The sequence below is a fragment of the Nocardia brasiliensis NBRC 14402 genome (assembly GCF_000308475.2).
GTDB lineage: Bacteria > Actinomycetota > Actinomycetes > Mycobacteriales > Mycobacteriaceae > Nocardia > Nocardia brasiliensis.
In genome coordinates this window covers 164,709-180,883 of record NZ_BAFT02000016.1, presented here as the reverse complement: position 1 = coordinate 180,883, position 16,175 = coordinate 164,709, and the positions used below count along the sequence as shown (strand labels likewise).

Here is a 16,175-nt window from a genome sequence, read left to right as displayed (position 1 = left end):
CTCTCTTTCGATGATCAGCGTTTGGCGGCAACGGGATTGATGAGCGTGCCGATCCCTTCGACGGTCACGGACACTTGCTGTCCGGCCTGCATGGGTCCGACACCTTCGGGCGTTCCGGTGAGGATGACATCGCCGGGCAGCAGCGTCATCACGGTGGTGATCCACTCGATGAGCTTCGGGATGTCGTGCAGCAGCAGTGAGGTACGACTGCGCTGGCGGACCGCACCGTCGAGTTCGGTGACGATCTCCAGATCCGATGGATCCAGGGCGGTTTCGATCCAGGGGCCGAGCGGGCAGAAGGTGTCGTAGCCCTTGCCCCTGGTCCACTGCCCGTCGTGGCGCTGTTGGTCTCGCGCGGTCACGTCGTTGGCGACGGTGTAGCCGAGCACCACGTCCAGCGCACGGGCGGCGGACACGTCCTTGCACGGCCTGCCGATGACGACGGCGAGTTCACCCTCGTAATCGACCTGAGAGGAGCTGGGCGGCAGGATGATCGGCACGTTCGGCCCGATGATCGAGGTGTTCGGCTTCATGAAGATCACCGGGTCTTCCGGTGCGGGCCCGCCCATTTCGGCCGCGTGCGCGGCATAGTTCTTGCCGATACAGATCACCTTGCTCGCCAGGATCGGCGCGAGCAGCCGCACATCGGCCAGCGGCCAGCTCCGTCCGGTGAACGTCGGCGTACCGAACGGATGTTCCGCGATCTCCTTCGCGATGCTGTCGCTTCCTTCTCCTTCGATGCTGACGAACGCGACCCCATCGGGACTGGCAACTCGACCTAGACGCATGTCCGGCAGTCTATCGACCGGCTTCCACCTGCCCGAACGCACCCGACCGAGCGGTCACCCGCGGTCTGCGGTCGCGCTGTGAGCAGTCCGACAGCAGAGCGCGGCCCACGCGCCCGCGATGCGGTGTGAGAGATCGCTCACCCGCGAAATCCGCTTGCCCGCAAGGTGTAGCGTGAGCGATGAGTTCATTCAGTGGGAATTTAGTCCCGAATAGTGAGATTACGAGGTGAGGCCGATGACCACCGTGACGGCGTTGACGGACATCCGACGGTGGTCCATGCTCGGCCTCGGCGTCTTCGCGCAGGCCGCCAGCGCCGTCTTCGTGCAGGGCGTGCCCTTTCTGCTACCCGCGCTGACCGATCGCGGGATGCACCTGGCCACTGCCGGGCTGCTGGTGGCGATGCCCACCGCCGGGCTGGTCTGCACCTTGATCGCGTGGGGCTATGTGGTCGACCGGATCGGCGAGCGCAAGGTGCTGGTCGGCGGCCCGCTGCTGATGGCGGCAGCCGGCGTGGCCGCCGCGTGCACCACGAACGACGTCGCCCTGGGCGCGCTGCTGTTCTTCGGCGGCATCGGGGCGGCGAGCACCAACGGCGCCAGCGGCCGGGTCATCGTCGGCTGGTTCCCACCGCAGCGCCGCGGCCTGGCGATGGGCATCCGGCAGGGCGCACAGCCGCTCGGCGTCGCCGTCGGCGCACTGGCCGTGCCGGCGGTCGCGGCGACATACGGTGTGCCCGCGGCGATTCTGGTGCCCGCGGCACTGGCGGGCCTGGCCGCGGTGGTCTGCTTGATCGGCATCATCGATCCCCCGCGCCCCGCGGGGACCGAAACCGACGCGGCGTTGCGTGCCAACCCCTACCGGGGTGACACGACACTGTGGCGTATCCACGCGGTGTCCCTGTTACTGGTGATTCCCCAAGGCACGGTATGGACTTTCGCGCTGCTGTGGCTGCATCGGGACGTCGGCTGGTCACTGGCCGCGGCGGGAGTTCTGGTCACCGCCACCCAAATCCTGGGCGCCGCAGGCCGAATCGGCGCGGGCGCGTGGTCCGACCGGGTCGGCAGCCGGATGGGACCGCTGCGGATCGTCGCGATCGCGGCGGTACTGTCGATGACGGCCTTGGCGCTGGCGGCCTGGACCCATATGTGGTGGGCGGCAATACCGTTGCTGGTCGCCGCCTCGGTGATCACAGTCACCGACAACGGCCTCGCCTTCACCGCGGTCGCGGAGATCGCGGGCCCGTACTGGAGCGGCCGGGGCCTCGGTCTGCAGAACACGGGCCAGAATCTGGCGATGGCCGCCGTCCCGCCGGTTTTCGGCGCGCTCATCACCGCGAGCGGTTTCGCGGCCGCCTATCTCGCGGCCGCCGCGATGGCGGTGGTCGCGATACCGCTGGTGCCGGCCGACCGTCCTGCCCAATAGCCGTGCCACAGTGACGGATTGGTCCACTTCGTACCGATTCTCCCGCTTCGGGCGATGTCGGTTTTAGCGACATGGTGTTGCCAAGTGTAGGATGGACACCCTTCCGTCGCCGTCGTGACCAGGAGTGCAATGCCGAGGATCGACGCACCAACCGTCGCCGAACACCGGGCGAACCAAGAGCGGGCGCTGCTCGACGCCGCGCGCGTTGTGTTGTTACAGAAAGGGCCACAGGCGGTTACGCCCGCGGCGGTCGGCGCGGCCGCGGGCTTGGCGCGCAGCAGCGTCTACAAATACTTCCGCTCCGGCGACGAGATCTTGGCCAAGATCGTCTCGGATGCGTTGGCCGAGTGGGGCGAACGCGTCCGCGACACCGTCGAACGGGCCGAGACGCCGGCCGGCCAGGTGGACGCCTACGTCCGAACGACGCTGGCACTGGCGGCTTCCGGAGCGCACCGCATCGCGGTACTCGGCGGCACCCTGCCCCGCGACGAGGCTGCGCGCCGCGATCTCGCGCACGCGCATCACGATCTGGCGGCACCGTTGCGCGCGGCACTCGACGATATGGGCAACCCCGATCCCGAACTGACCGCGGACCTGATCGACGGCGCGCTCGGCCGCGCCATCGAACGCATCGATTCAGGACGGTTGCACGACGAGATCGCGCCGGAGACAGTCGCGTTCGTCCGTCGCGCCGTCGGTATCAGCCACCGCCCGCCCCGCACACGCAGTAAGAGCTGAGCGCACCGTCGACCGCGGCACTGCCGCACAACGCTTTTCGATCATGCACCGGACTCGCACCAACCGACCAGTATGGGTAATCCCGGTCAAACAGCAAGCAGCGCAGCGGGATCGAAGGTGACCCGGAACGGCTGATCGGCTTCCACCACCGCGTCGAACACCACGCCCGGCCCGACCACCGGGTCGGCGCCATAGGTGCCGTCGGACAACACCATTCGATGCACCTGCACGTCGGGCTGGTGCTCGACGATCCAGTACTGGGGAATGCCGGCCGCCGCGTACTCGTGCACCTTGCGCACCCGATCGGTGCGCTCGGTCCCACTGCCCGGGGCGATGACCTCCACCGCGAGCCGAACTTCGGTGCCCGGAATGAGTTTGGGCACTTCGGCGACAACCGCGGCCCGCGCTACCTCTCGGGGCACCACGATGATGTCGGGTTTGCGAACTCCGCTGCGCGTGCTGATCTCCCAGCCACTACCGACACACAGATGAACGGAAGCGCCCACCGCGCCCGCATCGATGAATCTGCCCAGACGCTGCGCCACATGATTGTGCCTGGCGCCGGAGACGACCTCGACCAGCCAGCCGTCCTCCAGCTCGTAACCCTTACCGCCGCCGGGCAATCCACGCAGATCCGTCGCGGTGTACGGGCCGAGCCGCGATCGTCGCTGTCCGCTCACCCGCGCCTCCGTTCGCCAGCCGAGCCGGGTCGCCGGCGAAACGACCGGCGCCACCACGGCATGAGTACCACGCTGCACCCGATTCACACCCGCCCCCTGGATGCACCGGCCACGAAGAATAGCGGCCCCGCACCTATCGATTCGGTGCAGGGCCGCTGTTCCGGCGATTCGTGCTCAGACGACGGCCGCGATGCGGTCTCCGACCTCGACCGTCGACGCGCTGCCCGAACGTGTGGCGAGGTCCTTCGCGACGGCGGACTCGATGCGCGCCGCGCCTTCGGCGTTGCCGAGATGGCTGAGCAGCAGCGAGACCGACAGGATCGCAGCGGTCGGGTCGGCCTTGGACTGACCCGCGATATCCGGCGCACTGCCGTGCACCGGCTCGAACATGCTCGGGTTGGTGCCCGAGGCATCGATGTTGCCGCTGGCCGCCAGGCCGATGCCTCCGCTGACGGCGGCCGCGAGGTCGGTGATGATGTCACCGAACAGATTGTCGGTGACGATCACGTCGAAGCGGCCGGGATCGTTCACCAGATGAATGGTCGCGGCATCGATGTGCTGGTAAGCCGTTGCGACATCCGGGAATTCGGCGCCGACCTCGTCGACGGTGCGCTGCCAGAGCGATCCGGCGAAGGTGAGCACGTTGGTCTTGTGCACCAGCGTCAGGTGCTTGCGCCGGGCCTGTGCCTTCGCGAAGGCGTAGCGCACCACGCGCTCGATGCCGAACCGGGTGTTGGTGCTGACCTCGGTCGCCACCTCGTGCGGGGTCTCGACGCGGATCGCGCCGCCGGTCCCGGTGTACGGCCCCTCGGTGCCCTCGCGGACCACCACGAAATCGATGTCGGGGTTGCCCGCGAGCGGGCTGGTCACGCCGGGGAACAGCTTGGACGGCCGCAGGTTCACGTGGTGATCCAGCGCGAACCGGGTGCGCAGCAGCAGCCCGCGCTCGAGCACACCGCTGGGCACCGACGGATCGCCGATCGCGCCGAGCAGGATCGCGTCATGCTGCCGCAGTTCCGGCAGCACGGAATCCGGCAGGATCTCGCCGGTCGCGTGATACCGCTTGGCGCCGAGGTCGTACTCGGTCTTCTCGACGCCGGGCACCACCACGTCGAGCACCTTGAGCGCTTCGGCGATGACCTCGGGCCCGATCCCGTCGCCCGGGATGACAGCAAGCTTCATGACAACAACGCTCCGTTCGGTCGATCAGAACAGGTCGACGACGACGACCTTGGCGGCGCCGACGGATTCGCCGATCGCGGCCTCGACCTCGGCGGGCACCTCACGGTTGACGCGCAGGATCACCGTCGCGCCTTCCTTGTCCACGTCCTGGCTCAGCTGAGCGGCGAGGATGTCGATGCCGGCCTCGCCCAGCTTGGTGCCGATCTTGCCGAGCGCGCCCGGCTTGTCCTCGTAGTTGAGGACGGCGATATTGGTGCCTTCGGCGCGCATGTCGTAGTTGCGGCCGTTGATGTTGACGATCTTCTGCACCTGCGACGGCTCGGTGAGCGTGCCCGCCACGTTGAGCGTGCGGCCGTCGCCGAACACCGCGCGCAGGTCGACCAGGCTGCGGTGACTCGGGCTCTCCGAGATCGTGTTCACGGTCGCGGTGATGCCGCGGTCCTTGGCCAGCGCGGGCGCGTTGACGAAGGTGACCTGGTCCTCGACGAGCGCGGAGAAGATGCCGCGCAGCGCCGAAAGCTCCAGCACCGCAACGTCTTGTGCGGCGAGTTCGCCACGCACCTGGACCTCGACGCTCACCGGGAGCTCGTTGGAGAGGGCACCGAGCAGCGCACCCTGCTTGCGCACGATGTCCAGCCACGGCGCGACGTCCTCGCCGACGCTGCCGCCGGTGACGTTCACCGCGCCCGGCACGAATTCACCGGCGAGCGCGAGCAGCACGGACTTCGCGACGTCGGTACCCGCCCGGTCCTGCGCCTCGGCCGTCGACGCGCCGAGGTGCGGGGTCACCACGACCTGCGGCAGCTCGAACAGCGGGCTGTCGGTGCACGGCTCGGTCTCGAACACGTCGAGGCCGGCAGCGCGCACATGGCCGGACTTGATGGCATCGGCGAGCGCCTGCTCGTCGACCAGACCACCGCGCGCGGCGTTGACGATGATGACGCCCGGCTTGGTCTTGGCGATGGCCTCCTTGCCGATGATGCCCTTGGTCTCGGGCGTCTTGGGCAGGTGCACGGAGATCAGGTCGGCACGCTCGAGCAGCTCGTCCAGGCTCAGCAGCTCGATGCCGAGCTGGGCGGCGCGGGCCGGCGACACGTAGGGGTCGTACGCGACGATCTTGGTCTCGAACGCCGCGAGGCGGGCGGCGAACAGCTGGCCGATGCGGCCGAGACCGACCACGCCGACGGTCTTGTCGAAGATCTCGACACCGTTGAACTTGCTGCGCTGCCAGGTGTGTTCACGCAGCGTGGCGTCGGCGGCCGGGATCTGGCGCGCGGCGGCGAGCAGCAGCGTGACGGCGTGCTCGGCGGCGGTGTGGATGTTCGAGGTCGGCGCGTTGACGACCATGACACCGCGCTCGGTGGCCGCGGGCACATCGACGTTGTCGAGGCCGACGCCGGCCCGGGCGACGATCTTCAGGTTCTTGCCTGCCTCCAGGACCTCGGCGTCGACCGTGGTCGCCGAGCGCACGAGTAGCGCGTCGGCTTCGGGCACCGCGGCGAGCAGAGCCTGACGGTCGGGGCCGTCGACCCACCGAACCTCGACTCCGTCACCGAGCGCGTCGACGGTCGACTGGGCAAGCTTGTCGGCGATCAGGACAACAGGACGGCCTGCTTGGCTCACTGTGGAGTACTCCTGGGGAAAGGGGTCGGCAATTACCGCGGATCAGCTTAGTGTGCGCTGTTTCGCCGCTTGCTACCCCCTGGTAGGCGGCCGTCGTCAGTAGGACCGGCACGGTTGCCGGCAGACGAGGAGGGCCCCGCACCGCTCTGGTGCAGGGCCCTCTCCGGAAACGCGCCCGAATGGCGCGAGACCCGGCCGATCAAACGACCGTTACGTTGATTCAGCGACCGCCGAAGGATCCCGTCCACAGGGTGTTGACGATTCCGTGCAGAGCGGCACCGAAGGTGTCCAGGAAACCGCCGAGGGCAGCGCTACCGGTGTCGATGATAACGGGGATCATTGAATTACCTCTTCGTTGGAAGACAATCCAGTTGTACTGGCTGACACAGGACACATCGGGCCTCGAACAAATGCGGTTACGGAATTCGACCATTTAGTGACATAGGTAACATTCACATCACGAAGAACACCTGGTCAGGCGTCCAATCCAACTGAATGCCCTGATCATCGGGGGCTTGACCATCGGAGGCGACCGCGACGGCAGGCGTTCTGGCGAAAAATAAGATCTCTCTGAGAAATCACTGAAAGCCGAGTGAGAGACCGGGCTCGATAAACGCTCTGCTACGGCGGCGTAGGTTGCCGAATTATGCGTGCACGCAAGAGAAACAAATGACTCACCGAGTTACCGGAACGACGCAGACAGGCATGTCCGAGATGGCGACGTCCCCAATCGAATAACACGTCACATAACGTCCCCGGCAGCCCGCCGGTTTATCCACTGACTGCGGCAACCGCACGGGAGAACGCCCGTACCCGCGCGGTCTCGCGATTGCGGTGCCACACCAGCCCGAGCCGGGAATGCGCCAGCCCGGTCACGGGCACGAAGGCGACCTCGGGCCGGTCGTGGAACACGGCGGTCGGATGGCACAGCAGCATCGCGCCGTGCCCCGCGGCCACCGCCTCGATCCCCTCCCACAGCGTGCCGACTTCGGGTCCGGCGGCGACCGGCCGCCCACCCGGGGTCACGTCCAGCGCCTGTGCCCGCCGCCAGTACTGCGGCGCGGGTCCGCGCACCCCGATCAGCGCGAACTCGGCGAGCTCCTCCGCGGACAAGCTGCCCCGGCCGGCCATCGGATGATCCCGATGCATCGCCAGCATCTGCGGCTGCTCCGAAAAGACCTGTCCCAGGACGAGTTCGCTCTCCCCCATGGGCAACAGCACCACCGCGATATCGACCTCGCCGCGCTGCACCGGCCCGAACGGGTCGGCCAGCGGAATCTCGATGACCTCGGTGGCACAGGACGGGAAGCGGCTGCCGAACAACGCGACCGCGGCCGCGAGGTTCTCACTCGTCGAGCCCTGAAAGCCGATGCGCAGCAACCCTTCCATGCCGCGAGCCGCCGCGCGGACGCCGTCCACCGTCGCCCGCAACGTGTCATAGGCGGGCTGCAACTCGGCCAGGAAATCCTTGCCCAGCGGGGTGAGCGCGACCTTGCGGCTCGTCCGTTCGATCAGCCGCGCACCGACGCGCTGCTCCAGCGCCCGCAGCAGTTGACTGACCCGGCTCTGCGAGACGTACAGGCGATCACCCGCCCGCCCGAAGTGCAGTTCCTCGGCCAACACGAGAAAGGCCTCCAGCTCGCGCACCTCCAAGCCAGTCATGGGCTTCCTCTCCACCGTCGATGAGTCCAGCTCATAGAACGATGAGACCTTCGCCGTTGTTTCCACCCCGGCCGAAGCCGTTGTCTGGAGACATGACACAGGTTCGAGAAGTCACGAGTCCAGCACCGCAAGCGGGTGGTTCGACGCGGCGCGGCTGGGTCGGCGTCGGCGCCGTGACGGGCGCCACGTTCACGGTCGTCACCTCCGAGATGCTCCCGGTCGGCCTGCTCACCCCGATGAGCGACACCCTGCGGGTCAGCGAGGGGGCGGCCGGACTCTCGCTCACCGCGACCGGCTTCGTCGCGGCGGCGGCCTCACCCCTGCTGCCCGCGGCACTGCGGCGGATCGACCGCAAGCTCGTGCTGTGCGGACTGCTCGCGGTCTTGGTGCTCGGCAATCTCGGCTCGGCCTGGGCGCCCAGCTTCGGCGTCATGATGGGCGCGCGGGTGCTGGTCGGCATCGCGATCGGCGGCGTCTGGGCGATCGCGGCGAGCATGGCGGCGCGCCTGGTGCCCGCGCGCTCGGTCGGCACCGCGACCGCACTGGTGTTCAGCGGTGTCGCGGTGGCTTCGGTGATCGGCGTCCCGACCGGCACCTACCTCGGCGCGCTCGCAGGCTGGCGCACGGCGTTCGTCGTCACCGCAGGGCTCGCACTCGCGGTGCTGCTCACGGCGGCGGCGGTAGTGCCGAAACTGTCCGCGACACAGGGCGTTTCACTGCGCGCCGCGCTGCGCCTGACCCGACGACCGCAGATGAGCACCGGACTGTTGGTGATCGCCTTCCTGGTGACCGGGCACTTCGCCGCCTACACCTACATCCGTCCACTGCTGGAGAAGGTGACCGGGGTCGGCGCGAGCACCATCGGCACCCTGCTGCTGATCTACGGAATCGCCGGTGTACTAGGCAATTTCGGCGCGGGCAGCACCGGCGTCCGCAATCCGCGGCGGACCCTGCTGACCATCGGCGTGCCCCTGGCCGCCACCGTGCTGCTGGTGCCGATACTCGGCGGATCCCTGATCCTGGCGGTGGTGCTCATGGTGGTGTGGGGCCTGTCCTACGGCGGGGTCTCGGTCACTGCGCAGAACTGGGTCTTCGCCGCCGCACCGGACGCCAACGAGGGCGCGTCCTCGTTGAACGCGGGCGTCTTCAACGGCGCCATCGCGCTCGGCTCGTTGCTCGGCGGCCGGATGGCGGACGCGTTCGGCGTCACCTCGGCGATGTGGCTCGGTGGCGTGCTGGTGCTCATCGCGCTGGCGATCGCCACCGTCAGCCCCACACCGGGCCGGTCCGAGCAGCGCGGATAGCGAAAAACGAGGTGCGGCGCAGATCATCGGCCGCATAGCATCGGCCCATGTCCCTACGCGCCGTTCCCGCCTCGATGGACCCGACCGTGGTCGGGTCCATCGACGACGAGTTGGACCGGATCGCGCGCGAGTATCGCGTCTCGGTGCGGCTGGCCATCGAAAGCGGTAGTCGTGCTTGGGGTTTCCCGTCTCCCGACTCGGACTACGACTGCCGGTTCGTCTACGTGGCGAGCCTGGACACCTACCTTTCCCCTTGGCGCACCCGCGATGTCATCGAGACACCGCTGGCGGGGCTGCTCGACGTGAACGGCTGGGACCTCGCCAAGGCGCTGCGCCTGCTGGTCGCGGGCAACGCGGTGCTCATCGAATGGCTGATGTCGCCGATCGTGTACCGCGGCGACCCCGCGTTCCGCGACGAACTCCGCGCCTTGGCCGACGACGTCGCCGACCGCAGCCGGGTAGCCCGGCACTACCTGCATCTGGGCAGCAAGCAGTGGGAGTTGTTCGACCGCAACAGATCACTGAAGAAGGTGTTCTATTCGCTGCGCCCCGCCATGGCGCTGCGGTGGCTGCGTCAGCATCCGGACGCGGCGGTCGCGCCGATGCATCTGCCGACCCTGATGGACCAGTGCGAGCTACCCGCAGATCTGGTCGCCGCCGTAGCGGAGTTGACCGAACTGAAGTCGCGGACCCGCGAAATGGGCAGTGGCACAGTGCCGGTGCCGATCGCCTCGTTCATCGCGACCGAATTCGACCTGGCCGCAGACGCTTTCCCGAAGACCCGGGAACCGGACCTGGCGCACGCGCGCGCTCGCACGGCGGAGTTCTTCCGCCGCGAAGCCACGCGTTAGCGGGTTACGCCTCGGCGAGCGCGGCGGCGTACGCCTGGGCCAGCCGGCCGGTGGCGGTCGGCCGTTCAGGGTCCGGGCGCGGTACGCCCAGGTGGGATTCGCGCAGTTCGTCCATGAAGTCCGCCCAGAGGTCAGGGCCGCCCTGTTCGAGCAGTTCGGCGCGCACCCGCAGTCGCCTGGTCGTCGGGCGGTGCCGCAACCCCCACGAGCCGAGCTGCGCCATGATCGGCACCAGTTGCACGGCCGCCTCGGTCAGCCGATATTCCGCCTTCTGCCCGGGCCTGCTGTCCTCTCGGCTGAGCAAGCCCGCGCTGACCAGCCGCTTGAGCCGGTCGGACAGGATGTTCGAGGCGATGCCCTCCTCCGACCCGGCCAGCAGTTCCCGGAAGTAGCGCCTGTTCCCGAACATCACGTCACGCAGCACCAGCAGGGTCCACCGGTCCCCGATGACCTCGATCGTCGCGTTGATCGGGCAGCCCGAGCGTCCCTCGTCGCGCATCCACCACTCCTGTCCCGCGGCATCCCTTCGAAACTTCTGCTTGCAATATACAACCAGTTGCCCCTACGCTGTGCACAAGCGATTGCGAAATGCAACCAGTAGTGAAAAGGACAGCATCATGCCGAAGCTCCGTGTACACAATCTGGCGATCTCATTGGACGGCTACGTCGCCGGACCGAACCAGAGCCCGGAGAATCCGCTGGGCGAAGGCGGCGAACGCCTGCACGAGTGGGTGTTCCAGACCCGAGCGGGCCGCGAAATGACGGGCAGCGCGGGCGGCGAGAGCGGCATCGACGACGACTTCATCCGCGCGGGCGATGCGGGCATCGGCGCAACGATCATGGGCCGCAACATGTTCGGGCCGATCCGCGGCCCGTGGGAGAACGAGGACTGGCAGGGCTGGTGGGGCGACAACCCGCCGTACCACCACGACACCTTCGTCATGACCCATCACGCGCGTCCGTCGTTGCCGATGGCGGGCGGGACGGTCTTCCACTTCGTGAACGACACGCCGGAAAAGGTGCTCCAGCAAGCTTTTACGGCCGCCGACGGCAAGGACGTCCGGCTGGGCGGCGGTGCCGCCACGGTACGTCAGTTCCTGCGGGCCGGCCTGGTCGACGAACTGCACCTGCCGGTGGTCCCGATCCTGCTCGGCGGCGGCGAACGACTCTACGACGATCTCGGCACGCTGCCGGGTTACCAGGTGAGTTCCGTGGTCTGCTCCCCCGCGGTCACCCACGTCCAGTTCACCCGCAAGTCCTGACCGGCAGGTCCCCGGAAACGGTGAAAGGCCCCGCACCGAGCCGGTGTGAGGCCTTTCAAAAGCTGGGGAGCGAGATCAGAGAACGCGAACGTCCTGCGCCTGCGGGCCCTTCTGACCCTGGCCGATTTCGAACTCCACGCGCTGCCCCTCGTCGAGGGACCGGAAACCCGAGCCGCTAACAGCCGAGTAATGCACGAAGACGTCGGGGCCTCCGCCGTCTTGCGCGATGAAGCCGAAGCCCTTCTCGCTGTTGAACCACTTCACAATGCCCTGAGCCATTTCATACTTTCTGTAGACGAGCCAGATTCTGACAATGGAATGTCCTGGTCTCGTAGATCAACGATGCCATGATCCGACGAATTTCTCCACACGTACCCCCACCAACTGTGAGCAATCCAACCCTCACGGTGGGGTGTGGCCCTCACCTCCCATGCTCCGACAGGCCCCGATCCGGGAACACGACGCGAAACAGCCGCGCGGGCACCTGAGATTCCTGCCAGGCGCGTTCGTCGCTGTCCTCCGACGAATCGGCCTGGGCGGCCTTGACGGCATAGTTGGCGGCGTGCACGACATGGCCCGCGGCGTGCGCGGTGGCCGCGGCATGTCCGGCGGAGCGGGCCGCGTATTCGCCCGCGCCCTCGAGCCCGTGCGCCGCGTCGTGCGCGGCGAACGCGGCCCGGCGCGCCTCGGGCATGGTCAGCTCGCCGCGCACCCAGGCGCGCGCCGCCTCGATCGCCGCGCGCGGCCGTGCGTCGTCCGGGCGTGCGCGCTCGAACAGCGGCAACACATGTTCGGCGCAGGCGGCGGCCCAGAGCGCCAATGCGGTGTGGTCGCCTCGGTTGAGGGTCATGATCCCGCTCCGATCGCCTCGATCCGCACGGCCCCACTCCTCTTCGACGAGCACCCGCCGATCCTTGGTTCACATCCAGTTGCCCTGTGCCGCAATGGCCGTCGACGCCCGCTGCACCAGACGCCGATAAGTCATCCTACGACTTTTCCCGGTGTCGCGCAGCACATCTCGGTCAGGAACGGAGGTATCGCACCTGACGCGGCTTGGCCTCGGCGTGCGTCGCGCGCCCGGAAAGATGCTCGGGCACACCGACCTCCCACCACGCCCCCGCCTCGGTCCAGGAGGACGGTTGCGTGCGGACGACCAGCACCGCGGGCTTGGATTCCCGGATCGCGGCAGTCCTGGCCTCGGCATAGGCGGCCCGGAATTCGGCCAGGTCGGTCGCGGTATACACGGCACAACCCAACGCTCGCGCATGCGCGGCGAAATCCACCCGGGGCGGGTCGGCATGGGTGCTGCGGCAATCGGCGTAAAAGTTGTTGAATGGTGCGCCGCCCTGGCCTTCCTGCAATCGGGCGATTACCGCATAACCGTCGTTGTCGCAGACCACTGCGACGAACGGATGCCCGGCGAAAGCCGCGGAGAAAAGTTCGGAATTCAACATGAGATAGGAACCGTCGCCGAGCAGCGTGGTGACCAAACCGTCGGTATGTGCCATGGCGGCGCCCCACGCACCCGCGAGCTCATAGCCCATACACGAAAAGCCGTATTCCACGTCCATCGTCGGCGTGGCACCGGTGGCCCGCCAGCCGCCGACCAGCTCGCCGGGCATGCCGCCCGAGGCCGTCATGACGTAGTCGCTCGGGCCGCTCAGCTCGTTGACGACGCTCACCACCTGGGCGTAGCTCGGTGTGCCCGGGGTGGGCGCGCGGAGGTCGTCGATATGCGCGTCCCAGGTGCCGCGATGGTGGGCGGCGCGGGACGTCCACTGCGGGTCGACGCGCCATTGCGCCAACTGCTCGGTCAGGTCGGTGAGGGTGGCGTCGGCGTCGCCCACCACCGCGAGTGCGCCGTGTTTGACCGCGTCGAAGCGCGCCGCGTTGATTGTGACCAGGCGGACGTCCGGCGCGAACACGGTCCACGACGCAGTCGTGAAGTCCTGCAACCGCGTTCCGACCGCGAGCACCAGATCAGCCGTCGCGGCCATGACATTCGCGGAGGCCGAGCCGGTGACCCCGAGCGGACCGCCGTAGAGCGGATGCGCGTGCGGTACCAGCGTGCGACCCGCCGTCGTCTCCACCACCGGAATGCCATGGCGTTCGGCGAATTCCAGGACGGTACGGCCTGCGCCCGAATAGCGCACGCCGCCCCCGAGCACGAGCAACGGTCGCGTCGACGCACGCAACGCCGCTGCGGCCTCGGCCAATGCGCGGCGATCAGGACGGGCACGCACGAGGCGGTGCACCACCGGCGCGAACAGCGCGTCGGGGAAGTCGTAGGTCTCGGCCTGTACATCCTGCGGCAGGGCCAGCGTCACCGGGCCGGCGTCGGCCGCATCGGTGAGCACCCGAACTGCCTGCGGCAGTGTGGAAATCAACTGCTCCGGCCGGGTGATCCGATCGAAGTACCGGCTCACCGCGCGGAACGCGTCGTTGACCGTCGCGGTCGCATCGCCGAAATGTTCGACCTGCTGCAGCACCGGGTCGGGCGCGCGGGTGGTGAAGGTGTCGCCCGGAAGCAGCAGCAGGGGAAGACGATTGGCATGCGCCACGCCGGCCGCGGTAACCATGTTCAACGCACCGGGACCGATCGAGGAGGTCGCGACGCCGACCTGGCGCCGGTGCGTCGCCTTCGCGTAGCCGACCGCGGCCAGCGCCATGCCCTGTTCGGTATTGCCACGCCAGACCGGGATCTCGTCGCGCCGCTCGTGCAGCGCGGTACCGAGACCGAGCACGTTCCCGTGCCCGAAGATGCCGAAAACCGCCGGGAACAGCGGGACTTCGCGACCGTCCAGCGTCTCCGAGCGCTGCGCGACCAGCCACGCGACCAGGGCCTGTGCCGCAGTCAGTTTCATCCGATCCGTCCTTCGTGAGTGGTGACGGGGCAGCGCGGATCCCGCGGTTCGTCGTCCCAGCTGCCGCGTACCCAGCTGTGCGCCGGGTCGTCGCAGAAGGCCATCGAGCGCTGCGGCCCCGGACCCGCGAGCACGTTGAGGTAGTACATCGGGTAGCCCGGCGCGGCGATGCACGGTCCGTGATAACCGTGCGGGACCAGGAAGACGTCGCCGTCCCGCACCGCGACGTTCTCGTCCAGCAGGCCGTCGGCGGTATAGGTGCGGTGCATACCGAAACCCGTCCGGGACGGGGTGATGCCGTCGCGTCCGGCGATGCGGAAGTAATAGATCTCCTCGTTGACGACCTCGCAGTCGCTCGCCTCGTCGTGCTTGTGCGGCGGATAGGACGACCAGTTGCCGTCGGGGGTGATCAACTCACAGGCGTTCAGCTTGTCGGCGTGCTCCCACACCCCCGGCACCCCGAAGTTGGTCACCTGGCGGGTGGCCCGGCCCGCGCCGCGGACATCGACCGGCACCTGCTCGGCGGGACCGTATTTCGGGGTCAGCCGGTTCGCGCAACGGGCCATCGGCAGTGCGACCTCGAGCGCGCCCTGCGCGTGCAGCGTGACTTCGGCGTCACGCGGGACGTACGCGAAATCCGTCACCCGGGTGAAAACCGAGTCCCGGCCGGCCAATTCGAAGGTCATGTCGTCGACCTGCACCGTGCACGACCCGGACAGCGGGAGCACGAACGCCTCGAACTCGCCGGTACGCAACACCCGGGTCTGGCCGGGCGCCAAGGTGAGCACGCGCAGCCCGGTGTAGTTCCAGCCGGCGTCCTGCGGCGCGAGGAAGACCGGATCGTTTCCCGCACCGAGGGTTCCGGCCGGTCGGTGCAGCTTCATCGCGCCTCCCGCAGCATCTTCGCCGCCTGGTCGACGGCCGCGGCCACGTCACCGTCCGGCGGGTACAGCAGCGTGCGACCGACGACCAGACCGCGGACCACGTCGTGGCCGAGCGCGCCATCCCAGAAGGCGAGGTCGGCCGCGGGGTCACCCGACGGGGCGCCGCCCAGCACCACGACGGGGAGCGTGGTCGCGTCGAGGACCGAAACATCCTGTGGGGCCGGGATCTTCAACCAGGTGTACGCGGAGGTGACGCCGAGTCCGGAGGCCACCGTGATCGCCCTGGACAGCGACGGCGCGTCCTTGCTCATCACCAGCGACCCGGACTCGTTGCGGTGATAGGGCAACGGTTCGACCATCGCCATCAACCCGTTCGCGGCCAGTTCCGAGACCGCCTGCGCGCAGGCCTGCAGGGTCGGCACCGTGCCCGCATCCGAATCGACCAGGCGGAGCAGCATTTTGCCGCCGTCGAGGCGGAACCGGGCCAGCGAGTCCGCGTCGTAGCCGGTGAATCGGTCGTCGATCTCCCACTCCGCGCCGGCCAGACCGCCGCGGTTCATCGAGCCGATCACCACCTTGTCGTCCAGCGCGTCCAGCAGCAGCAGTTCCTCGACGATATCCGGGGAACCGAGCACACCGTCGACATCCGGGTGCGCGAGCGCGATCAGCAACCGCTCCAGCAGCGTGCGCCGGTCGGCCATGGCGGTGCGGTCCGATCCGACGCCCAGGGCGCCGCGGGCCGGGTGATCGGCGGCGACCAGAAACAGGGTTTGCTTGTCCGCGAGCAGATTCGCGCGACGCACCCGCTTCGCATAGGCCCGTTCGACCGCCGCCGGGTCCGTCGCGCGGACGCGCAGCAGCTCACGCCAGCGTTCGTCGGTCAAATGCACCGTAGTTCCTCCGATTCCGGGTTC

At 68.2% G+C, this 16,175-nt stretch carries 16 protein-coding genes; 5 read left to right on the top strand and 11 right to left on the bottom strand.

Features of this window, described 5'->3' with window-relative positions:
* Nucleotides 1–14 precede the first annotated feature (14 nt).
* Nucleotides 15–788 carry a fumarylacetoacetate hydrolase family protein gene (locus tag TY25_RS03735; RefSeq protein WP_042254089.1) on the bottom strand — a complete coding sequence of 258 codons (774 nt, stop codon included), beginning with the start codon at nucleotides 786–788 and terminating at the stop codon, nucleotides 15–17.
* A gap of 235 nt (nucleotides 789–1,023) precedes the next feature.
* Between TY25_RS03735 and TY25_RS03730 the strand changes: the two genes are divergently transcribed.
* Both TY25_RS03730 and TY25_RS03725 read left to right on the top strand, forming a co-directional pair.
* Entirely contained in the window at nucleotides 1,024–2,211 is a 1,188-nt protein-coding gene (locus TY25_RS03730) for an MFS transporter (protein ID WP_042254088.1), read from the top strand.
* A 129-nt stretch (nucleotides 2,212–2,340) separates the two neighbouring features.
* The gene (locus TY25_RS03725) at nucleotides 2,341–2,949 is read left to right on the top strand and encodes a TetR/AcrR family transcriptional regulator (RefSeq protein WP_042254086.1); all 609 of its coding nucleotides are present in this window, start codon (nucleotides 2,341–2,343) and stop codon (nucleotides 2,947–2,949) included.
* Between the two features lie 86 nt (nucleotides 2,950–3,035).
* Here the strand turns inward: TY25_RS03725 and TY25_RS03720 are convergent, their stop codons facing one another.
* The 4 genes from TY25_RS03720 to TY25_RS03705 all read right to left on the bottom strand — a co-directional run bounded on the left by TY25_RS03720 (nucleotide 3,036) and on the right by TY25_RS03705 (nucleotide 8,096).
* Nucleotides 3,036–3,629, bottom strand: a complete 594-nt coding sequence (locus TY25_RS03720; protein ID WP_042254223.1) for a Uma2 family endonuclease — start codon at nucleotides 3,627–3,629, stop codon at nucleotides 3,036–3,038.
* A 174-nt stretch (nucleotides 3,630–3,803) separates the two neighbouring features.
* A complete protein-coding gene (locus TY25_RS03715; RefSeq protein ID WP_042254085.1) occupies nucleotides 3,804–4,811 on the bottom strand; it encodes a 3-isopropylmalate dehydrogenase in 1,008 nt (335 codons plus the stop codon).
* Nucleotides 4,812–4,835: 24 nt separating this feature from the next.
* Entirely contained in the window at nucleotides 4,836–6,434 is a 1,599-nt protein-coding gene (gene serA, locus TY25_RS03710) for a phosphoglycerate dehydrogenase (RefSeq protein WP_042254082.1), read from the bottom strand.
* A 771-nt stretch (nucleotides 6,435–7,205) separates the two neighbouring features.
* Complete coding sequence (locus TY25_RS03705) at nucleotides 7,206–8,096, bottom strand: LysR family transcriptional regulator (RefSeq protein WP_042254081.1); 891 nt, start codon at nucleotides 8,094–8,096, stop codon at nucleotides 7,206–7,208.
* Between the two features lie 92 nt (nucleotides 8,097–8,188).
* On the opposite strand from TY25_RS03705, the gene TY25_RS03700 reads away from it, so the two are divergent.
* Nucleotides 8,189–9,400: an MFS transporter gene (locus TY25_RS03700; RefSeq protein WP_042254080.1), complete on the top strand. Its 1,212-nt coding sequence runs from the start codon at nucleotides 8,189–8,191 to the stop codon at nucleotides 9,398–9,400.
* A 47-nt stretch (nucleotides 9,401–9,447) separates the two neighbouring features.
* Nucleotides 9,448–10,251: a nucleotidyltransferase domain-containing protein gene (locus TY25_RS03695; RefSeq protein ID WP_172595818.1), complete on the top strand. Its 804-nt coding sequence runs from the start codon at nucleotides 9,448–9,450 to the stop codon at nucleotides 10,249–10,251.
* Nucleotides 10,252–10,255: 4 nt separating this feature from the next.
* Here the strand turns inward: TY25_RS03695 and TY25_RS03690 are convergent, their stop codons facing one another.
* Nucleotides 10,256–10,750, bottom strand: coding sequence for a winged helix-turn-helix transcriptional regulator (locus TY25_RS03690; protein ID WP_042254077.1), 495 nt, complete (start codon nucleotides 10,748–10,750; stop codon nucleotides 10,256–10,258).
* 118 nt (nucleotides 10,751–10,868) lie between these two features.
* Here TY25_RS03690 and TY25_RS03685 point away from each other — a divergent pair, with 118 nt between their 5' ends.
* On the top strand, nucleotides 10,869–11,513 hold the full coding sequence (locus tag TY25_RS03685) for a dihydrofolate reductase family protein (RefSeq protein WP_042254076.1): 645 nt from the start codon (nucleotides 10,869–10,871) through the stop codon (nucleotides 11,511–11,513).
* 75 nt (nucleotides 11,514–11,588) lie between these two features.
* Here the strand turns inward: TY25_RS03685 and TY25_RS03680 are convergent, their stop codons facing one another.
* From TY25_RS03680 to TY25_RS03660, 5 genes are all read right to left on the bottom strand, one after another.
* Entirely contained in the window at nucleotides 11,589–11,792 is a 204-nt protein-coding gene (locus TY25_RS03680; protein WP_014987157.1) for a cold-shock protein, read from the bottom strand.
* 142 nt (nucleotides 11,793–11,934) lie between these two features.
* On the bottom strand, nucleotides 11,935–12,363 hold the full coding sequence (locus TY25_RS03675) for a putative immunity protein (protein ID WP_042254222.1): 429 nt from the start codon (nucleotides 12,361–12,363) through the stop codon (nucleotides 11,935–11,937).
* Nucleotides 12,364–12,535: 172 nt separating this feature from the next.
* Nucleotides 12,536–14,377 carry a 3D-(3,5/4)-trihydroxycyclohexane-1,2-dione acylhydrolase (decyclizing) gene (iolD, locus tag TY25_RS03670; protein WP_042254074.1) on the bottom strand — a complete coding sequence of 614 codons (1,842 nt, stop codon included), beginning with the start codon at nucleotides 14,375–14,377 and terminating at the stop codon, nucleotides 12,536–12,538.
* Nucleotides 14,374–15,261 carry a 5-deoxy-glucuronate isomerase gene (gene iolB, locus TY25_RS03665; protein ID WP_042254073.1) on the bottom strand — a complete coding sequence of 296 codons (888 nt, stop codon included), beginning with the start codon at nucleotides 15,259–15,261 and terminating at the stop codon, nucleotides 14,374–14,376. The genes iolD and iolB overlap by 4 nt, the downstream gene beginning before the upstream one ends.
* On the bottom strand, nucleotides 15,258–16,151 hold the full coding sequence (locus TY25_RS03660) for a Cgl0159 family (beta/alpha)8-fold protein (protein ID WP_042254072.1): 894 nt from the start codon (nucleotides 16,149–16,151) through the stop codon (nucleotides 15,258–15,260). Before TY25_RS03660 ends, iolB begins: the two co-directional genes overlap by 4 nt.
* Nucleotides 16,152–16,175: the final 24 nt, after the last annotated feature.

Coding starts and splice junctions, on each gene's coding strand:
- iolD (WP_042254074.1), bottom strand. CDS start 14,377: ATGAAACTGACTGCGGCACAGGCCCTGGTCGCGTGGCTGGTCGCGCAG.
- TY25_RS03690 (WP_042254077.1), bottom strand. CDS start 10,750: ATGCGCGACGAGGGACGCTCGGGCTGCCCGATCAACGCGACGATCGAG.
- TY25_RS03695 (WP_172595818.1), top strand. CDS start 9,448: ATGTCCCTACGCGCCGTTCCCGCCTCGATGGACCCGACCGTGGTCGGG.
- TY25_RS03730 (WP_042254088.1), top strand. CDS start 1,024: ATGACCACCGTGACGGCGTTGACGGACATCCGACGGTGGTCCATGCTC.
- TY25_RS03700 (WP_042254080.1), top strand. CDS start 8,189: ATGACACAGGTTCGAGAAGTCACGAGTCCAGCACCGCAAGCGGGTGGT.
- TY25_RS03725 (WP_042254086.1), top strand. CDS start 2,341: ATGCCGAGGATCGACGCACCAACCGTCGCCGAACACCGGGCGAACCAA.
- TY25_RS03675 (WP_042254222.1), bottom strand. CDS start 12,363: ATGACCCTCAACCGAGGCGACCACACCGCATTGGCGCTCTGGGCCGCC.
- TY25_RS03735 (WP_042254089.1), bottom strand. CDS start 788: ATGCGTCTAGGTCGAGTTGCCAGTCCCGATGGGGTCGCGTTCGTCAGC.
- TY25_RS03715 (WP_042254085.1), bottom strand. CDS start 4,811: ATGAAGCTTGCTGTCATCCCGGGCGACGGGATCGGGCCCGAGGTCATC.
- TY25_RS03680 (WP_014987157.1), bottom strand. CDS start 11,792: ATGGCTCAGGGCATTGTGAAGTGGTTCAACAGCGAGAAGGGCTTCGGC.
- TY25_RS03685 (WP_042254076.1), top strand. CDS start 10,869: ATGCCGAAGCTCCGTGTACACAATCTGGCGATCTCATTGGACGGCTAC.
- iolB (WP_042254073.1), bottom strand. CDS start 15,261: ATGAAGCTGCACCGACCGGCCGGAACCCTCGGTGCGGGAAACGATCCG.
- TY25_RS03705 (WP_042254081.1), bottom strand. CDS start 8,096: ATGACTGGCTTGGAGGTGCGCGAGCTGGAGGCCTTTCTCGTGTTGGCC.